The 15,856-nt window shown below is 50.4% G+C and carries 14 protein-coding genes; 1 reads left to right on the top strand and 13 read right to left on the bottom strand.

The genetic code is table 11. The annotated features are described in order from the left end of the window. The first annotated feature begins 117 nt into the window (after positions 1 to 117). Positions 118 to 639 (top strand): DUF2058 domain-containing protein, encoded by a 522-nt coding sequence (locus LRP49_RS05015; RefSeq protein ID WP_274140647.1) that lies wholly within the window; start codon positions 118 to 120, stop codon positions 637 to 639. 84 nt (positions 640 to 723) lie between these two features. Here LRP49_RS05015 and gnd read toward each other — a convergent pair whose 3' ends face one another. The 13 genes from gnd to torT all read right to left on the bottom strand — a co-directional run bounded on the left by gnd (position 724) and on the right by torT (position 15,678). Continuing rightward, positions 724 to 2,172 (bottom strand): decarboxylating NADP(+)-dependent phosphogluconate dehydrogenase, encoded by a 1,449-nt coding sequence (gene gnd / locus LRP49_RS05020; protein WP_274140648.1) that lies wholly within the window; start codon positions 2,170 to 2,172, stop codon positions 724 to 726. A gap of 103 nt (positions 2,173 to 2,275) precedes the next feature. Beyond that, positions 2,276 to 2,995 carry a 6-phosphogluconolactonase gene (gene pgl / locus LRP49_RS05025; protein ID WP_274140650.1) on the bottom strand — a complete coding sequence of 240 codons (720 nt, stop codon included), beginning with the start codon at positions 2,993 to 2,995 and terminating at the stop codon, positions 2,276 to 2,278. A gap of 1 nt (position 2,996) precedes the next feature. Then, a complete protein-coding gene (zwf, locus tag LRP49_RS05030) occupies positions 2,997 to 4,493 on the bottom strand; it encodes a glucose-6-phosphate dehydrogenase (protein WP_274140651.1) in 1,497 nt (498 codons plus the stop codon). Between the two features lie 421 nt (positions 4,494 to 4,914). Then, positions 4,915 to 6,183, bottom strand: a complete 1,269-nt coding sequence (gene gabT / locus LRP49_RS05035; RefSeq protein WP_274140652.1) for a 4-aminobutyrate--2-oxoglutarate transaminase — start codon at positions 6,181 to 6,183, stop codon at positions 4,915 to 4,917. A 38-nt stretch (positions 6,184 to 6,221) separates the two neighbouring features. Continuing rightward, the gene (locus tag LRP49_RS05040) at positions 6,222 to 7,664 is read right to left on the bottom strand and encodes an NAD-dependent succinate-semialdehyde dehydrogenase (protein WP_274140653.1); all 1,443 of its coding nucleotides are present in this window, start codon (positions 7,662 to 7,664) and stop codon (positions 6,222 to 6,224) included. Further along, on the bottom strand, positions 7,661 to 8,644 hold the full coding sequence (locus tag LRP49_RS05045) for a 5-oxoprolinase subunit C family protein (RefSeq protein ID WP_274140654.1): 984 nt from the start codon (positions 8,642 to 8,644) through the stop codon (positions 7,661 to 7,663). The genes LRP49_RS05040 and LRP49_RS05045 overlap by 4 nt, the downstream gene beginning before the upstream one ends. Further along, positions 8,634 to 9,509 (bottom strand): 5-oxoprolinase subunit B family protein, encoded by an 876-nt coding sequence (locus tag LRP49_RS05050; RefSeq protein WP_274140655.1) that lies wholly within the window; start codon positions 9,507 to 9,509, stop codon positions 8,634 to 8,636. Before LRP49_RS05050 ends, LRP49_RS05045 begins: the two co-directional genes overlap by 11 nt. A 9-nt stretch (positions 9,510 to 9,518) precedes the next feature. Further along, positions 9,519 to 10,928 (bottom strand): acetyl-CoA carboxylase biotin carboxylase subunit, encoded by a 1,410-nt coding sequence (locus LRP49_RS05055; protein ID WP_274140657.1) that lies wholly within the window; start codon positions 10,926 to 10,928, stop codon positions 9,519 to 9,521. Positions 10,929 to 10,956: 28 nt separating this feature from the next. Then, positions 10,957 to 11,196, bottom strand: coding sequence for an acetyl-CoA carboxylase (locus LRP49_RS05060; protein ID WP_274140658.1), 240 nt, complete (start codon positions 11,194 to 11,196; stop codon positions 10,957 to 10,959). 19 nt (positions 11,197 to 11,215) lie between these two features. Then, complete coding sequence (gene pxpA / locus LRP49_RS05065) at positions 11,216 to 11,971, bottom strand: 5-oxoprolinase subunit PxpA (protein WP_274140660.1); 756 nt, start codon at positions 11,969 to 11,971, stop codon at positions 11,216 to 11,218. Between the two features lie 53 nt (positions 11,972 to 12,024). Beyond that, entirely contained in the window at positions 12,025 to 13,083 is a 1,059-nt protein-coding gene (locus tag LRP49_RS05070; RefSeq protein ID WP_274140661.1) for an ABC transporter permease, read from the bottom strand. Then, positions 13,073 to 14,593 carry a sugar ABC transporter ATP-binding protein gene (locus LRP49_RS05075; RefSeq protein WP_274140662.1) on the bottom strand — a complete coding sequence of 507 codons (1,521 nt, stop codon included), beginning with the start codon at positions 14,591 to 14,593 and terminating at the stop codon, positions 13,073 to 13,075. Before LRP49_RS05075 ends, LRP49_RS05070 begins: the two co-directional genes overlap by 11 nt. Next, the gene (gene torT / locus LRP49_RS05080) at positions 14,590 to 15,678 is read right to left on the bottom strand and encodes a TMAO reductase system periplasmic protein TorT (protein ID WP_274140664.1); all 1,089 of its coding nucleotides are present in this window, start codon (positions 15,676 to 15,678) and stop codon (positions 14,590 to 14,592) included. Before torT ends, LRP49_RS05075 begins: the two co-directional genes overlap by 4 nt. Positions 15,679 to 15,856 lie beyond the last annotated feature (178 nt).

Genomic DNA, 15,856 nt, shown 5'->3' on the forward strand with positions numbered 1-15,856 from the left:
GCCAATTCGCTTTTCGGACGCAATATTACCGCTCCAGTTATCCCTAAGCGTGCGCACTGGTGGTATCATCTAGCCCAATAACAGTGTATCTAACGCCGCGCCTTAGACGGAGTCAATATGGCAAAACTAACTTTACAGGAGCAAATGCTCCAAGCTGGCCTGATCGATAAAAAGAAAATGAAAAAGGCTGGCAAATCTTCCAAGAAATCTCGCACGTTGGCAAAAGAAGCCAAGGCTGCAGTCGAAGAGAAGCGCACCGCGCAAGTGGCACAAGACCAAGAACTGAACCGTCAAAAGAAAGAAGAAGCGGACAAAAAAGCCATTGCTGCGCAGGTGAAGCAGTTGATTGAAATGAACAAGATTGATCGTAAAGATGGCGACATCGGCTACAACTTTACTGACGGTACACTTGTGAAGAAAATCTTTGTCAACAAAGTGACGCAAGACCAACTGGTCAATGGTCGATTGGCAATTGCACGTTACCTAGATGGATACGCAGTGGTGCCGGGTGTGGTGGCAGACAAGATCGCACAGCGTGACGAAGATTCTATCGTGCTAAACAACACGGTTGTTGAGCAAGAAATGGACGAAGACGATCCGTACGCGGACTTCAAGATCCCTGACGATTTGATGTGGTAACTTACCGCTTCTCACATCACTAAAAAATGGCCCCTTGTTGCTTTCACAACAAGGGGCCATTTTTATCGTAACTGTTTCTTCAGATTAACTGTTGTAGGTTGTTGAAACGGTGTCGCCGCCTTTACCTGTCCAGTTAGTGTGGAAGAACTCACCACGTGGACGGTCAGTACGCTCATACGTGTGCGCGCCGAAGTAGTCACGTTGTGCTTGCAGCATGTTTGCTGGCAGACGTGCAGTGGTGTAACCGTCAAGGAAGGTCAGGGCTGAAGACAGACCTGGTGATGGCAGACCGATTTCAAATGTCTTAGCCACAACTTTACGCCATGAGCCCATGCAGTCTTCCAGAATGTTCTTGAAGTACGCGTCAGAGCCTAGGAATTTCAGGTCTGGGTTTGCTTCGTATGCGTCGCGGATGTTGCCTAGGAACGCACTGCGGATGATACAACCGCCACGCCACAACAGGGCAACGTTGCCGTAGTTCAGTTCCCAGTTGAATTGCTCAGACGCTTCGCGAATCAGCATGAAGCCTTGTGCGTAAGAAATGATCTTCGCAGCCAGCAGTGCTTGGCGCAGTGCTTCCAGCCACACATCGCGATCGCCTTCTACGGGTGCAATCTTGTGTTGGAACAATGCAGCGGCTTCTTCACGCTCTTCTTTGCGAGCAGACAAAGCTCGTGCAAAAACAGATTCAGTGATGAGAGTCAGTGGAATACCGAAGTCCAGCGCATTGATGCCAGTCCATTTACCGGTACCTTTTTGGCCCGCGGTATCAAGGATTTTTTCCAGAACGATTTCGCCGTCTTCGTCACGGTAGCCAACGATTTCTGAGCTGATTTCCATCAGGTAGCTGTCCAGCTCAGTTTTGTTCCATGCAGTCATGGTCGCCTGCATTTCATCGTGGTTCATGCCCAGACCTTCTTTCATGAAGTGGTAAGCTTCACTGATCAGCTGCATGTCGCCGTATTCGATACCATTGTGAACCATTTTCACGAAGTGACCGGCACCTTCACGGCCAACCCAATCACAACATGCTTCACCGTTGTCGGTTTTCGCAGAAATTGCTTGGAAGATAGGCTTAACAGCAGGCCAACCAGCAGGGTTACCACCTGGCATGATAGACGGTCCGAAACGCGCGCCTTCTTCACCACCAGATACGCCAGCACCGATGAATACCAGACCTTTCTCTTCCAGGTCTTTCATGCGGCGTGTGCTGTCAGGGTAGTTTGAGTTACCACCATCAATGATGATGTCGCCTTCTTCCAGTAGTGGAGTCAGTGCATCAATGAATTGGTCAACAACGTCACCTGCACGTACCATCAGCATCACTTTGCGTGGTTTTTCCAGCTTCTCTACCAGATCTTCCAGTGAGTAAGCACCGATAATGTTGGTGCCTTTCGCTGCGCCTTCCAGAAACTCGTCAACTTTTGACGTGGTACGGTTGTAAGCCACAACCTTGAAGCCATTGTCGTTCATGTTCAGGATAAGGTTCTGGCCCATTACTGCCAGACCAATTACACCGATATCGCCTTTCATTTTTAACTCCTTCTACCCGATGACCACGAGTATTCGCATTCGTTGGTCATCGGTGTGTTCACATATTGGCTGACTTTCGTTTAAAGCCGCCACTTAATCTTTGTTATGCCAATGCCTTTGCGGCAGCAGCATCTAAAAACCATTCGGTCGTGCCATGAGCGGATTGAATGTGCGCGGCAGGATAGGGCAGGTTTGACTCTGCATTCTCACCGTGGATAGCTTCAATCATTTCTGCTTTGCCTGCGCCGAGCACAAGGTAGCTGATGCGGTCAGCATTGTTTAGCAGACATGCACTTTTGGACACGCGAAGTTGGCCAGATTGTGGGTGCGCCGCAACCACAGTCAGTGCAGGTTCATCGTAGTCAGTTTGACCCGGGAAGAGGGAAGCCGTGTGACCGTCATCACCCATGCCAAGCAAGATCCAATCAAAGGCAGGCAGGCCGTTTTTCTCTGGCACGTCAGCTTTGATTTCGTCAGCCAATCGCTTGGCTTCCTGCTCTGCGTCGTCTTCACCACGGATTCGGTGAATGTTCTCAGCAGGAATATTGATGTTGCTAAAGAGCAATGTATTGGCTTCGCCGTAGTTGCTTTCTGCATCGTCCGGAGCCACGCAACGCTCATCACCCCACCAGAAGTGTAGGTTTTGCCATTGAATGCTGTTCGCCCATTCTGGCTGAGCCAGTAGTTTGAACAACAGTTTAGGCGTGCTGCCACCAGAGAGTGAAATATGAACTGGACGTCCTTGTTCACTCAGGCTTTTCATTGACGATGCCAGTTCATTCACGACAGCGTCAGCATTATCCAAAATGCGAAATTCCTTCATCTTAAAGCTCACAATATTCTGTATTTGTTAAGTTTTTACAAGGGTAGCGCCATTCGCGATTGTCACGCTTTAGCAGCGCATCGGCTTGTTCTGGGCCCCATGTGCCAGCGGCGTAACCAAATAGCGAATCAGGGTCTTCTTTGTAGCTCAGAATCGGTTCAACAAACTCCCAACACGCTTTCACAGCATCTGAGCGAGCAAACAAGGTGGAATCACCTTTGATTGCATCGAGCAGCAAACGCTCATAAGCAGTAAGAAGTTGCGACTCTTTAAGATCCTGATAGTGGAACTCCATCGACACTTCTTTCGCTTCGAAACCTGCTCCCGGCTTTTTCAAACCGAAGCTCATTAGAATACCTTCGTCAGGCTGAATGCGAATGACCAGCTTGTTCTCTGGCGCATTGGCACCAAACACAGGGTGAGGCGTTTTCTTGAAGTGAATGACGACTTCTGTCACGCGAGTTGGCAAGCGTTTACCCGTACGAACGTAAAACGGCACGCCATTCCAACGCCACGTATCAACAAACATTTTAAGGCCGATGTATGTTTCGGTGCGAGAGTCTTCCGCAACGCCTGGCTCTTCACGGTAGCCCAGCAGGTGCTCACCACGTACGTCAGAACTGGTGTACTGACCAAGTACCAAATTGTTCTTCAGATCTTCATCGCTTAATGGGCGGAAGCTCTGCATTACCTTGGTGACTTCATCACGAATGGAATCAGAACGAATCGCCGCAGGTGGTTCCATCGCAACCATACCCAACACTTGAAGCAGGTGGTTCTGGAACATGTCGCGAACGGCACCTGAGCCATCGTAGTAACCGCCGCGGCCTTCAACACCTAGGAATTCTGCACCTGTTATCTCAACGTAATCGATGAAATTACGGTTCCACAGTGGTTCAAACATGCCGTTTGAAAAGCGGAATACCAGCAGGTTCTGAACGGTTTCTTTACCGAGGTAGTGGTCAATGCGGTAGAGCTGATTTTCTTCAAATTGGTCATGCAATTTTTTGTCGAGTGACTCAGCAGTTGCTGTGTCATAGCCAAATGGCTTTTCAACAATCAGTCGCTTCCAACCGTTCGATTGGTCGTGCAGGTTATGATTCGCAAGACATTCTGGAATCACACCATACAGGCTTGGTGGTGTTGCCAGATAGTAGAGGTTGTTGTGACCGGTATTATGCTTCTCGCTCAACGTCTCAAGACGCGCAGCAAGCTGATCGTATTTTGACGAATCTGCTGGGTCAATCGGCAAATAGTAGAGGTGCTGACAAAAACGAGAGAGGGTTTCTTCATCCACTTTTTCGTTTTCTTTTAGAAACGCCGCCAGTTTTTCACGAAAAGCGTCGTCAGAGTAATCAGTTCGGCTGACACCAAGAATCGTAAAGTTCTCAGGCATCATTTTGTTTGCATAGAGGTGATATAGGGCTGGGATAAGCTTACGCTTGGTCAGGTCGCCTGACGCACCAAAAATCACGATGTTATTGTTTTCTTTCGCCATATGGATTTCCCCGCGATGGGCGGTTATTCGGACTTGAATGCACAGAGTTATCTAACGTCGTCAGTCCTTTGAAATTAGCTTATAAAATATCAGCATTTCTCAGTGCATTTGATTGGTTATACCTATCTTTCTAATAGGTAATCCTTTCTTTGTGCGATATTTAGCCACGATCCTTGGCTCTCTGTCGGCGGCTTAGTATAAGGAAGTGTGTCAACTTTACAAAGGCAATAAGCACTGTGTTGATTCGATTAAGAGAATTCGTGGTTTGTTGGTGAAAATGCCAGCAAAGTGGGGTGATTTTACCAACGATTGATAATAGCAATGAGACATGATGAAGGTCTCTGGTAGAGACAAAGCCACCCATGTGGGTGGCTAATTATCAAAAGAACCTGTGATATACGGTGTGAGTTGCAATGTTCACTTACTGAAGAGAGAGTAACGCTTTTCTCATGATATCGATGGCTTCCTCCAAAATGTGATTTTCCACTGTGAGGGGCGGTAGCAATCGAATAGCGTTACCGAATTGTCCGCAGGGCAGCACGATCAATCCATCATCGCGACACGCTTTGACAAAGGGGGCGACCTGACTTGGGTCTGGCTGACTGTCAGCGAGAAAATCAAACGCAAACATCGCCCCTTTGTGGCGAATATGCCTAATGGGAACGTTTGGGTTAAGCGTGATGATTTCGCTAAATGCTTTGTGTAATTGGCTGCCAATATCTTGAGCTCGCGCATTAAGCGATTTTGACTCGAGTTCCTCCAATACCGCCAACGCTGCCGCGCAACCGACGGGGCTGCCGCCATATGTGCCGCCTAAACCGCCGGGCGCGGGGCTGTCCATGATCTCACGCTTCCCAATAATGCCGGAGAGCGGGTAGCCTCCGGCCAGTGCTTTTGCCACGGTGATCATATCCGGTTGCACATCGTAATGTTCGCTGGCAAAGGTTTTGCCTGTGCGTCCGAATCCTGTCTGAACTTCATCGAAAATGAGGACAATACCGTGCTCATCACACAAGGTGCGAAGTTGCTGAACCAGTTCCTTGGGTGCAGCATAAAACCCACCTTCACCTTGAATAGGTTCAATGACGATTGCAGCAACAGACGTTGGGGAAATGTCTGTCTTAAACAGTTTTTCTAACTGTTGCAGGGAGTATGCGGTATCGATTCCTTGATAAGGCACAGGAAAAGGGATGTGGTAGATGTCACCGGGAAAGGGACCAAAACCTTCTTTGTATGGCGCGATTTTTCCGGTCATCCCCATGGTGAGCAAGGTGCGACCATGAAAACCGCCATGAAAAGCAATCACGCCGCGTCGCTCCGTGTAATGGCGAGCAATTTTCACTGCATTTTCGATAGCCTCTGCGCCTGTTGTCATCAATATGGTTTTGGCATCATCAATAGGCGCAAGCGCATTCAAACGTTCTGCAAGTTCGATGTAATTCTCATAGCCTGCAACCTGAAAAGCGGTGTGGCTAAATTTGTCGATTTGCGCGGTGACAGCTTGCGTGATGGTAGGGTTGCTATGGCCTGTATTGACGACAGCAATCCCGGCTGCAAAGTCGATATATCGGGTATTTTCTACGTCCCACAGTTCCGCATTTTTTGCGTGCTTTACAAACAGAGGGGTAGCCGAAGCCACGCCTCTGGGGACCGCCGCGTTGCGACGTTCCATCAGTGACTGGTTGTTCATTATTGATTCCTGATTACTGGTAACTGATTACCAATTAGTTACGAGAGCCCGCCAAAGCAGACGTATTTGGTTTCTAGGTACTCATCGATGCCTTGCCGTGATCCTTCCCGTCCAAGGCCAGAGGCTTTCACGCCACCAAATGGCGCGACTTCGTTGGATATCACGCCTTCGTTGACACCGACCATGCCGTATTCCAATGCCTCACTGACGCGAAGACATCGGCTAATGTCCTTCGAATAGAAATAGGCCGCTAGCCCATACTCTGTGTCATTGGCCATCGATATAGCGTCGGCTTCTTGTTCAAAGCGGAAAAGGGGAGCGACGGGGCCAAAGGTCTCTTCTGAGGCAATCCGCATAACAGGAGTGACATCCGTTAACACAGTAGGCTGATAGAAGAGTCCACCCAGTGAATGGCTGGTTCCACCGGTTAGACACCGCGCTCCCAAAACGAGAGCATCGCGGATATGTGATTCAACCTTGTCCAGAGCCGAACGGTTGATAAGCGGCCCAATCTGATTTTTGGGTTCAAGACCCGCACCGACTTTCAGCTGGCTGACCGCATTGGCGAATTTTTCTGCGAACGCATCATAGATTCCAGACTGCACCAATATTCGATTAGCGCATACACAGGTTTGCCCTGCGTTACGAAACTTAGACGCAATAGCACCTTCGACAGCCGCATCGACATCTGCATCATCAAAAACAATGAATGGTGCATTGCCGCCAAGCTCCATGGATACGCGCTTGACGGTATTAGCGCATTGTTTGATGAGGATTTTCCCAACTGCCGTTGAGCCAGTGAACGACAGTTTTCGCACATCAGGACTGTCACAAAGCACTCTGCCAATGTCGGCACCGTGGGAAGCGGTGATCACATTGATGACGCCATCGGGTATGCCCGCATCTTGTGCCAACGACGCCAAAGCCAGTGCGGAAAGTGGCGTAGCTTCAGCGGGTTTGACCACGATAGTACAGCCTGCCGCCAGTGCAGGGGCCACCTTGCGCGTGATCATCGCGATAGGAAAATTCCACGGTGTAATGGCGGCACAAACACCGACGGGTTGTTTGATCGTGTGCAATCGCCTGTCATTTGCGGTGGAGGGAATAACGTCGCCATAGGTACGCTTTCCTTCCTCAGCAAACCATTGAATGAAGGAGGCTCCGTAAGCGACTTCGCCTAAGGACTCCGCCAATGGTTTTCCCGATTCTTGAGTGATGAGTGCAGCCAGATCGGATTGGTTTTCCATAATGAGATGGAACCATGACATCAGCTTTTCTGCGCGTTGCTTCGCCGTGTATTCTCGCCACGACCCTAAGGCTGCCTTGGCAGCATGAATGGCCTGCTCGGTTTCTTTCTCACCCATTTCAGGGACATGCCCAATGATATTGCTAAAAGCGGGGTCGAAAATGGGGTAGGTCTTTCCATCTGAGCTGCCTATCCATTGGCCTCCAATGAAGGCTTTCTCTCGTATCAAGGTCATGTTGCGACCCCGCAGCGTTCAATGTGTTGCTTGGCCTGTTGCAAGAGGGCGTCATATTCCTTTCTGGCGTGGAGAGCGTCTTCCAGTGTGACTTTGACAAACTGCGTGGACGCGTTGGGTTGCATCTGTCCGATAAGATCCATATCAACAGAGACCACGGTGCCAATCATGAAATAGCCGCCGCCGGAGACCGCATCGCGATGAAGCACAATCGGCTCTTTTCCTGCAGGGACTTGAATGGAGCCATAAGGGTAACAACCGTCGACGATGTTGGAGGGATCGGATCCTGCGCCGAAGGGTTGTTCGCGTTCTACGAATTCAAGTGGCGTACCGTTTTTGAAGCGATAACCAATGCGGTCGGCTTCCGGTGCGACTTGCCACGTATCATTGAAGAATTGCTCGCCAGATGCGGCGGTGATTCGGTGCCAGTAAAGGCCGGGAACAACACGCAGCGTAGTATCCCGTGGTCGACGTAATGCTTCAGGTAAATGACGTTCTACAAAACGCGCAGATTCTTTGCCAATAGGGAGTGTATCGTCTGCTTGCAAAAGCCGACCTTCAAAACCGCCTAACGCGCCAAGTGTGTAGGTGGAACGACTACCAAGCACTTCGGGAACATCAATGCCGCCAGCGACAGCGATATAGATTCGCGCACCGCCAGTCAGGTGTGAAAATGACAGCGTTTGACCGGCTTTTACTGTAAAGCTGGCCCAGTTGGTTTGCTCTTCGCCATCTACAATTGGCGCCATCTCTGCGCCTGTAACGGCAACCGTGGTGTCTCGATTGAATGTGAGTTTTGGCCCCATAAATACCGCTTCAAGCACGGCGGCATTTTCGTCGTTTCCGACCAGCCAGTTAGCGCAGCGACAGGCGAATCTGTCCATCGCGCCGGAAACGGGAATACCCAGATGAAAATACCCTTTACGCCCTAAATCCTGCACAGACGTGGCGAGCCCTGGGTGGACAACATTAATGCTCATACAGTGCCTCCTGCATTGCCGCGTTATAACCGGCCATGTCCTTTTCAAACTCGGACAAAGAAAAACGAACAGGCTTGACGCGCGGTCGATATGAACCGTCTTCCACCTGCTTCACGATGGTGTGATATTCACTTTCAGTGATAGGTTTGAACTTCACGATGTCGCCGGGTTTGAAAAACACCAGAAAGTCCTTCAGGTGTGACGCATTTTGAGCAGGGTCGTAGATAGGAACGGGCGTCACACCAAACATTTGGTAGCCGCCTGCGCCGCGAACGGAGTATATGCAGGAGAAACAACCGCCATAGCCAACGGTGAGTTTTGGCGTATCTGTCCGTGGCCGGACATATTTAGGCACCTGAATTTGTTTTTCCCGCTCAACCATCTGAAACATGAAAGGAAGGCCTGAAACAAACCCCACCATAGTAACAAACCACGGTGAGCCAGAATGCCCTTCAATAAAGGCCTCGATGGAGTCATACCCATTGATTCTTGCCGCGTACGAGAGATCGGTACCTTCAGGATCCTGATGACGATCCCGAAAGCGCATCACGGTTTCATGTGTCCACGGGTCTTGGTAGAAAACGGGCACCTCAACAATGCGCGTGTCTATTTCGGCTGGGGTTGCAGCCTGTCTGTTTTCGATGTCCTGAATGGCAGCCAGCATTGTTTCAGGCGCACAAATATCCGGATTGTATTTCACCTGAAATGACGCGTTTGCAGGGCAGATCTCTTCGACCCCCGGTAAGTTCGCATCGCGAATAGCTTGGGTAATGGACAGGCTTTTGAAAAAGGCAGCCAGCGACATTTCCTCGGTGACTTCGACGAAGATATGCTCGTCGCCGCCGTAAGAGTAGCGTGTGTTCATGATCCTTCCTTAGCTCGCTTCAGGAAGCGAACAATCCTTATTGTTGTCTGATGGGTTTTCAGGCTTTGGGGCGTCGAAGTTCTCCAACCATTGCTCCAGCCAAGCAGTATGAAAATCCCCACGAATGACGTCTGGGGCTTCACAAAGCTTTTGGAATAGCGGCTGTGTGGTCTTTACGCCTTCGATCGATAGTTCATCAAGCGCACGCGCCATTCGCTTGATGGCACTTTCCCTGTTTTCATCCCACACAATCAGTTTGCCGAGTAACGAGTCGTAATAGGGTGGAATGGCGAAACCTGAGTAAATGAGGCCGTCAAAACGAACGCCACTGCCCATGGGCGGGGTGAAGGAGCTAATGACGCCGGGGAAAGGTAAGAAGTTGTTAAAGGGATCCTCGGCGTTTAACCGAATTTCAATGGCATGGCCTCGACGTTGAATGTCTTCTTGTTTGAGAGAAAGCGGTTGTCCGGCGGCGATTTGAATCATCTCTCGAATGAGGTCGACACCCGTAATGGCTTCGGTGATGGGGTGCTCAACCTGAATGCGGGTGTTCATCTCGATAAAGTAGAAGGACTCTGATTCATCGTCATAGAGAAATTCAATGGTGCCTGCACCTTTGTAATTCACGCTTTTTGCTAGTGATACTGCGGACTGACACATGGCGTTACGCACATGGTCGGGTAACACTGCGCAAGGGGCTTCTTCCCACACTTTCTGGCGGCGACGCTGTAAGGAGCACTCACGTTCAAACAGGTGTACAGCGTGCTCTCCGTCCGCAAGAATTTGCACCTCCACATGGCGGGATTGGCGAATGAATTTCTCGAGATATAAGGTGCCGTCGCCGAATGCGGCCAGTGCTTCAGCAGATGCCTGATGGTACTGAGTGAGAAAGTCACTCTCGTCCTCTATTACGCGGATGCCACGGCCACCGCCGCCTGCAGAGGCTTTAATCATCACCGGAAAGCCGATAAGGATGGCTTGTTCAAGCGCTGACTCTGGACTGTCAGAGGGCGCACAGCCGGGCACGACAGGCACACCTGCTGCCATGGCGGTTTCACGCGCTTTGGCTTTGTCTGCCATCTTCGTCATCGTACGACCTGACGGGCCGACAAAAATAATGCCTGCCGCAAGTACATCATCTGAGAACTCGGCATTTTCTGAGAGAAAACCGTAGCCGGGATGAATCGCGTCGGCGCCTGATTCCTCAGCGGCCTGAATGACTTTGTCACCACAAAGGTAAGATTGGTTGGCCATGGGGGCACCAATGCATATCGCTTCATCCGCCAGTTTTACCGCAAGGGATTCTTTGTCCGCCTCGCTGTAAACTTGCACGGTATGAATACCCATTTCTTTGGCCGCGCGGATTATGCGTACGGCTATCTCACCCCGATTGGCGATGAGTAATTTTTCGATTGTCATACAAACTCCTCGTGTGCATTCAGAGCGTTTATTTCAAACGGACGATAGGTTGTCCGGCATTGACGGGGCTTTCGTTTTCGATGAGAAAGTCGTCAATCACGCCTGCGGTTTCCGCTTTGATTTCATGGAATGACTTCATGACTTCAACCAGCGCAATCACATCTCCGGGTGCGATGGTGTCGCCAGCTTCTTTGTACCGAGGCTGGTCGGGGGAGGCTGACCGGTAAAAAATACCGGGTAGCGGACAGATAATTTCTTTGTCAGACATATTTCGCTCCTTCGAACGTCTACTTCTTGGCAACGGTGCAGGGTTTGCTTTGTTGTGAAAGGTAAGGCTGAAGAGCCTCATTCACGGCTTTAGCAATGTCCACCGCATTCGGGGTATCTGAATGCACACAGATGGTTTGGGCGACAACGGGGATATCCTTACCATTTGTGGCCGTGACCTTGCCTTGCTCCACCGCCTTTACTACACGTTGGGCGGCATTGATTGGGTCAGTGGCCTCATGGGTTTGGGTAATCACAAGATGTCCATCTTGATCGTAGTCGAGGTCTGTAAAAAACTCGGGTACGAAGCCCGCACCGTGTGCGCAGTAAATGGTTTCGTGGCATGTACCAGAAAGGCCGAAAACGGGGACCTGATAATGGTGTGCAATTTGTGCAATCGTTTTGGCTATGTCTGGGTCGGACGCAGCCATGCCGTAGAGAGCCCCGTGCGGCTTTAGGTGATTGAGTGGCATGTCGAGCATATCGAGGAAGCCTTTCAGTGCCCCGATTTGGTACACGATCATGTTGTGCAACTCACCTTGGCTCAGATGCATTTTTCGGCGTCCGAATCCTTGTAAATCCGGCAGTGAAAAATGTGCGCCGACTTTTACGCCGTATTGTTTTGCAAGTTCTACGGTGCGTCTCATGTGATTAGGGTCAGACGCGTGGAATCCGCAAGCGACATTGGCCTCTGTGATGAAGGGCATTAAAGCTTCATCATCGCTGAGTTTGTAGATACCAAACCCTTCACCCATATCGCTGTTTATATTGATCATAGTGTTACCTTCTTGATGAAAAGAGTGCGCAAAATGAAAACTGACAGCGCATATCAATGCGCGCCGAGTCGAGCGCGCAGACGAATGCGAAGTTGGTCAACGATGACGGCAAAAATCAGCAGTGCGCCAATGACCACGGTTTGCAAGTAGGACTCCACGCGGGTCAGATTCATGCCGTTTTGTACCAAGCTGATAAACACGGCGCCCAAGACGACATGTTCTACACGGCCGATACCGCCGCGAAGGCTGACTCCTGCGATAACACAGGCGGCAATAGACTCAAGGGGCATAGCGGCACCGATATTGGCTTCGCCAGTGTCGAGCCGGGCTGTTATCAACATGCCGGCCATTGCGGCGAAAGAGGCGCAGAGAAGGTAGGCGAGGATCAGCGTTTTATGGGTGTTGATGCCAGAGAGTCGGGCGGCATTGATATTGCCGCCGACGGCGTAGAAGTAACGACCAAGGCGAGTACGATTAACAATGATCATGGCGACGATCGTCATCAACAGCGCAAACAGAATCGGGGTAGGAAGCCCAAGGACATTGCCAAAACCGAAGGTGTCACCGAACGCCATTGGCATGCCATAGACGGGAGAGCCTCCAGTTAGATATAAAGCGATGCCAAATCCGATCGATGAGATACCAAGCGTCATGACAAAAGGGGACACGTGAAAATGGGCGACGCCGATGCCGTTGATATACCCGACGACCAATCCAACCCCCACACCGGCGGCAATACCCGCGAGAATGGCAAGATGCACAGCGTCGGGAAAGGCAGCGTAAATCGATGCCATGGTGCTGGCACCCACAACGGAAGAGAGTGCAATGATGGTGCCGACTGAGAGGTCAAATCCCGCAGTTAACAACACAAACATTTGCCCGATAGACACCATAACCAAATACGACGATTGGCGAAGCAAGTTCATCAGGTTTCTCGCGGTGAGAAAGTTCTCAGAGGCGGATGCAAAAATCGCCACGGCGATAACGACCAGAATGGGCAAGACGCCGACCTTTACAAAGAGCCTCGTTATCACATTTGTTAACTGCCCCTTGTTAGACGATGTCGCATCACCTTGCGGTTCGGATCCGGCCTTCACTGGCTCACTGTTCATTTTCATACTCCATTGATTCAAAAAAGTGGCTGAGCGCGTTAGCTTCCGTAATGTCTGTTCCCTGAAGGTGCGCAGCAACTTCTCCTTCCCGCATCACATAGAGACGGTGGGAAAGATGCACGACTTCGGGAAGATCGGAAGAGATGATCACCACGGCAGCACCTTGCTCACACAAGCTGGCGATAAAGCGGTAGATTTCAGCGCGCGTCCCGACATCCACACCCACGGTGGGTTCATCGAAAACGTAAAGTGAAACGTCGCGAGTCAGGCATTTAGCTAACAACACTTTTTGCTGGTTACCGCCGCTGAATTGGCCAACATCGCGCTCGGTTTGCATAGGGTAGAGCTTGAGACGTGTTGCCAGGCTTTGGGTTTGTTCGCGTTCGTGAGCAAGATTGAGTGCGCCGCTGCGCTGAGAAAGCGGTTGAACACTCAAAGCAGGCAAGCTGATGTTTTCCCGACAACTACGATTGAGCACCAACCCTTCGGCTTTTCTGTCACGAGAGTTATAGAAAAAGCCTCGGTTGAGCATCTCTTTAACGGTAAATCCAGTGACGTTTTCACCGTTAAATACAACGCAACCCGTACTCACTCTTTCTGCACCAAAACAGGCTCTGAGTGCTTCTGATTTTCCGCAGCCGACGAGCCCTGCGAAACCGACGATCTCTCCAGATCGAACGTGGAAGGAAAGGTTGTGTATCGTTCCATTTGCGGTGGTCAGCGTTTTTACATCCAACACCGTTTTCTTTGGCAAAAACGGCACATGAGGGTAAACGTTCTCGATTTGTCTTCCTGTCATCATGGTGATCAGGTCTTGTTCACTGACAGCCTCGACGTCACGAGTACCAATGTATTTGCCATCGCGAAGCACAGTAATACGATCAGCAATTTGACGTATTTCTCCCATGCGGTGAGAGATATAGATGATGCCCACACCGTCTGCTTTTAATTGCTCAATCAAGGAAAACAGCTGATCGGTTTCTTGGTGAGTGAGGGACGCTGTGGGTTCGTCCAGAATCAATACAGACAGTTCGCCACGCAATGCTTTTGCAATTTCCACCATCTGTTTCTCTGCACGGGAAAGTTCGCTGACGGGCATGTGTGCATCAAGCGCAAACCCCATTTTGTCGAGCAAGGTTTGTGCTTGTGCATAAAGCGATGTGTTATCCAGAAACCGACCAACTAACGGCTCTTCCCCGAGAAACAGGTTTTGCGCCACGGAGAGCGTATCAACCAGTGAAAACTCCTGAAAAACCGCACTGATCCCTTTCTGCCTCGCGTCATACACGCTCTTGAAACGCACGCGCTTATCCCGAAAACGCATTTCACCAGTGGTGGGCTGGTTTGCGCCAGAGACAATCGAAATCAGAGTCGATTTTCCCGCGCCATTTTCGCCGAATAAGACGTGAACTTCGCCTGACGCTAGGGTGAAATCGACGCCGTCGAGAGCCAGTACACCGGGATACTGTTTTTGTATCCCGTGTAGGCTAAGAATCGATGAGCCCATCATTGCGGCTTCACTGTGAACGTGGGTTTAAAGTTTGCTGGCGCAAGCGAACTGTCTCGGTCAAAGGTATTGATGTTGGTATCGTCAATCACATACAACTGAGGACCCACATGCTGGGTGTAAGGTTGGCCTTCGAGAATCCGAATCGCCTGATCAATCGCGATGCGGCCTTGTATTACTGCAGAATCAGTTGGGGCGGCGAGAATAAGATTACGTTTGATGCCTTGATAAACGCCCGGTGTGAAGTAATAAGAAAGCACCCCGATTTGATCTGTCATACCACGGGCGCGAAGCAAGCTGGTGGCCGCTTCGGCTGTCACGGCTGTGCCGACGATGTAATCTAGGTCTGGGTGCGCTTCTAGGGTGTCTTCAACCAGCTTGAGTTGGACTTCCTTACCCGTGTCGCCGTACTTCGTTTCCACGACTTCAATGTTGGAATCCTTCACGGCAGACTGAAAGCCTGCGTTACCGGCTTCTACCCATCCAGCCCCCGGTGGGCCAGGGAACCAGCCCACTTTGACTTTTGCCTTGTCGTTTTGGTGTCGCTTAACGAGGTACTGACCGATCTTTGCGCCCATTTCTCCAAAAGACACCAGAGATTTAGCAGAGAGATCTGGCGATGACATGCCATTGACGATGTCGATAATCGGCACGCCAGATTTGGCGATATTCTTAACGAGGTTATTGAGGCCATCATAGGAAATTGCCCCCACGATCACCGCATCGGCACCCGAGGCGACACAATCTTCAATTTGTGAAAGCTGGGTATTGAGGTTGGTATATCCGCCTGCTTCGACAAGCTGCATACCAACACCAGCACGTTTTGCTTCATCCACGACGCCATAATTGACGGCGGTCCAGTAGGCATCTTTCAAGTGTGGGAATGACACGCAGATATCCCATTGTTTCGCGGCCCTATCGACAGGTTGGTATTGCATGACTTCTCGGGGACTGCTCATGTCGAAAGGCGTTGTCCAGACATCTACTGTGTAGGGATACCAGCTTTCGCCATTTGCTACTGCGCTTTGCGTGAGGGCTAGTGCGCCCATCAAGGTTAACCATGGGACAGCAGAAGGTTTGCCGTTCATGTCTCTTCTCCCTGTTACTTCAACCAATGTTTGCAATCGCCAAGCTCATAAAGAGCGTTACTTGGCTATTGCTCGATGTGTTAATAACAGGTTAAATTTGCTTGTCTGGTATGTAAATTATCGAGTTTTGTCTAGTGTTATTAAAAAAATAGATATCAAAAAGCGACGTGATAAAGAC

Source organism: Enterovibrio qingdaonensis (assembly GCF_028683135.1).
Lineage (GTDB): Bacteria > Pseudomonadota > Gammaproteobacteria > Enterobacterales > Vibrionaceae > Enterovibrio > Enterovibrio qingdaonensis.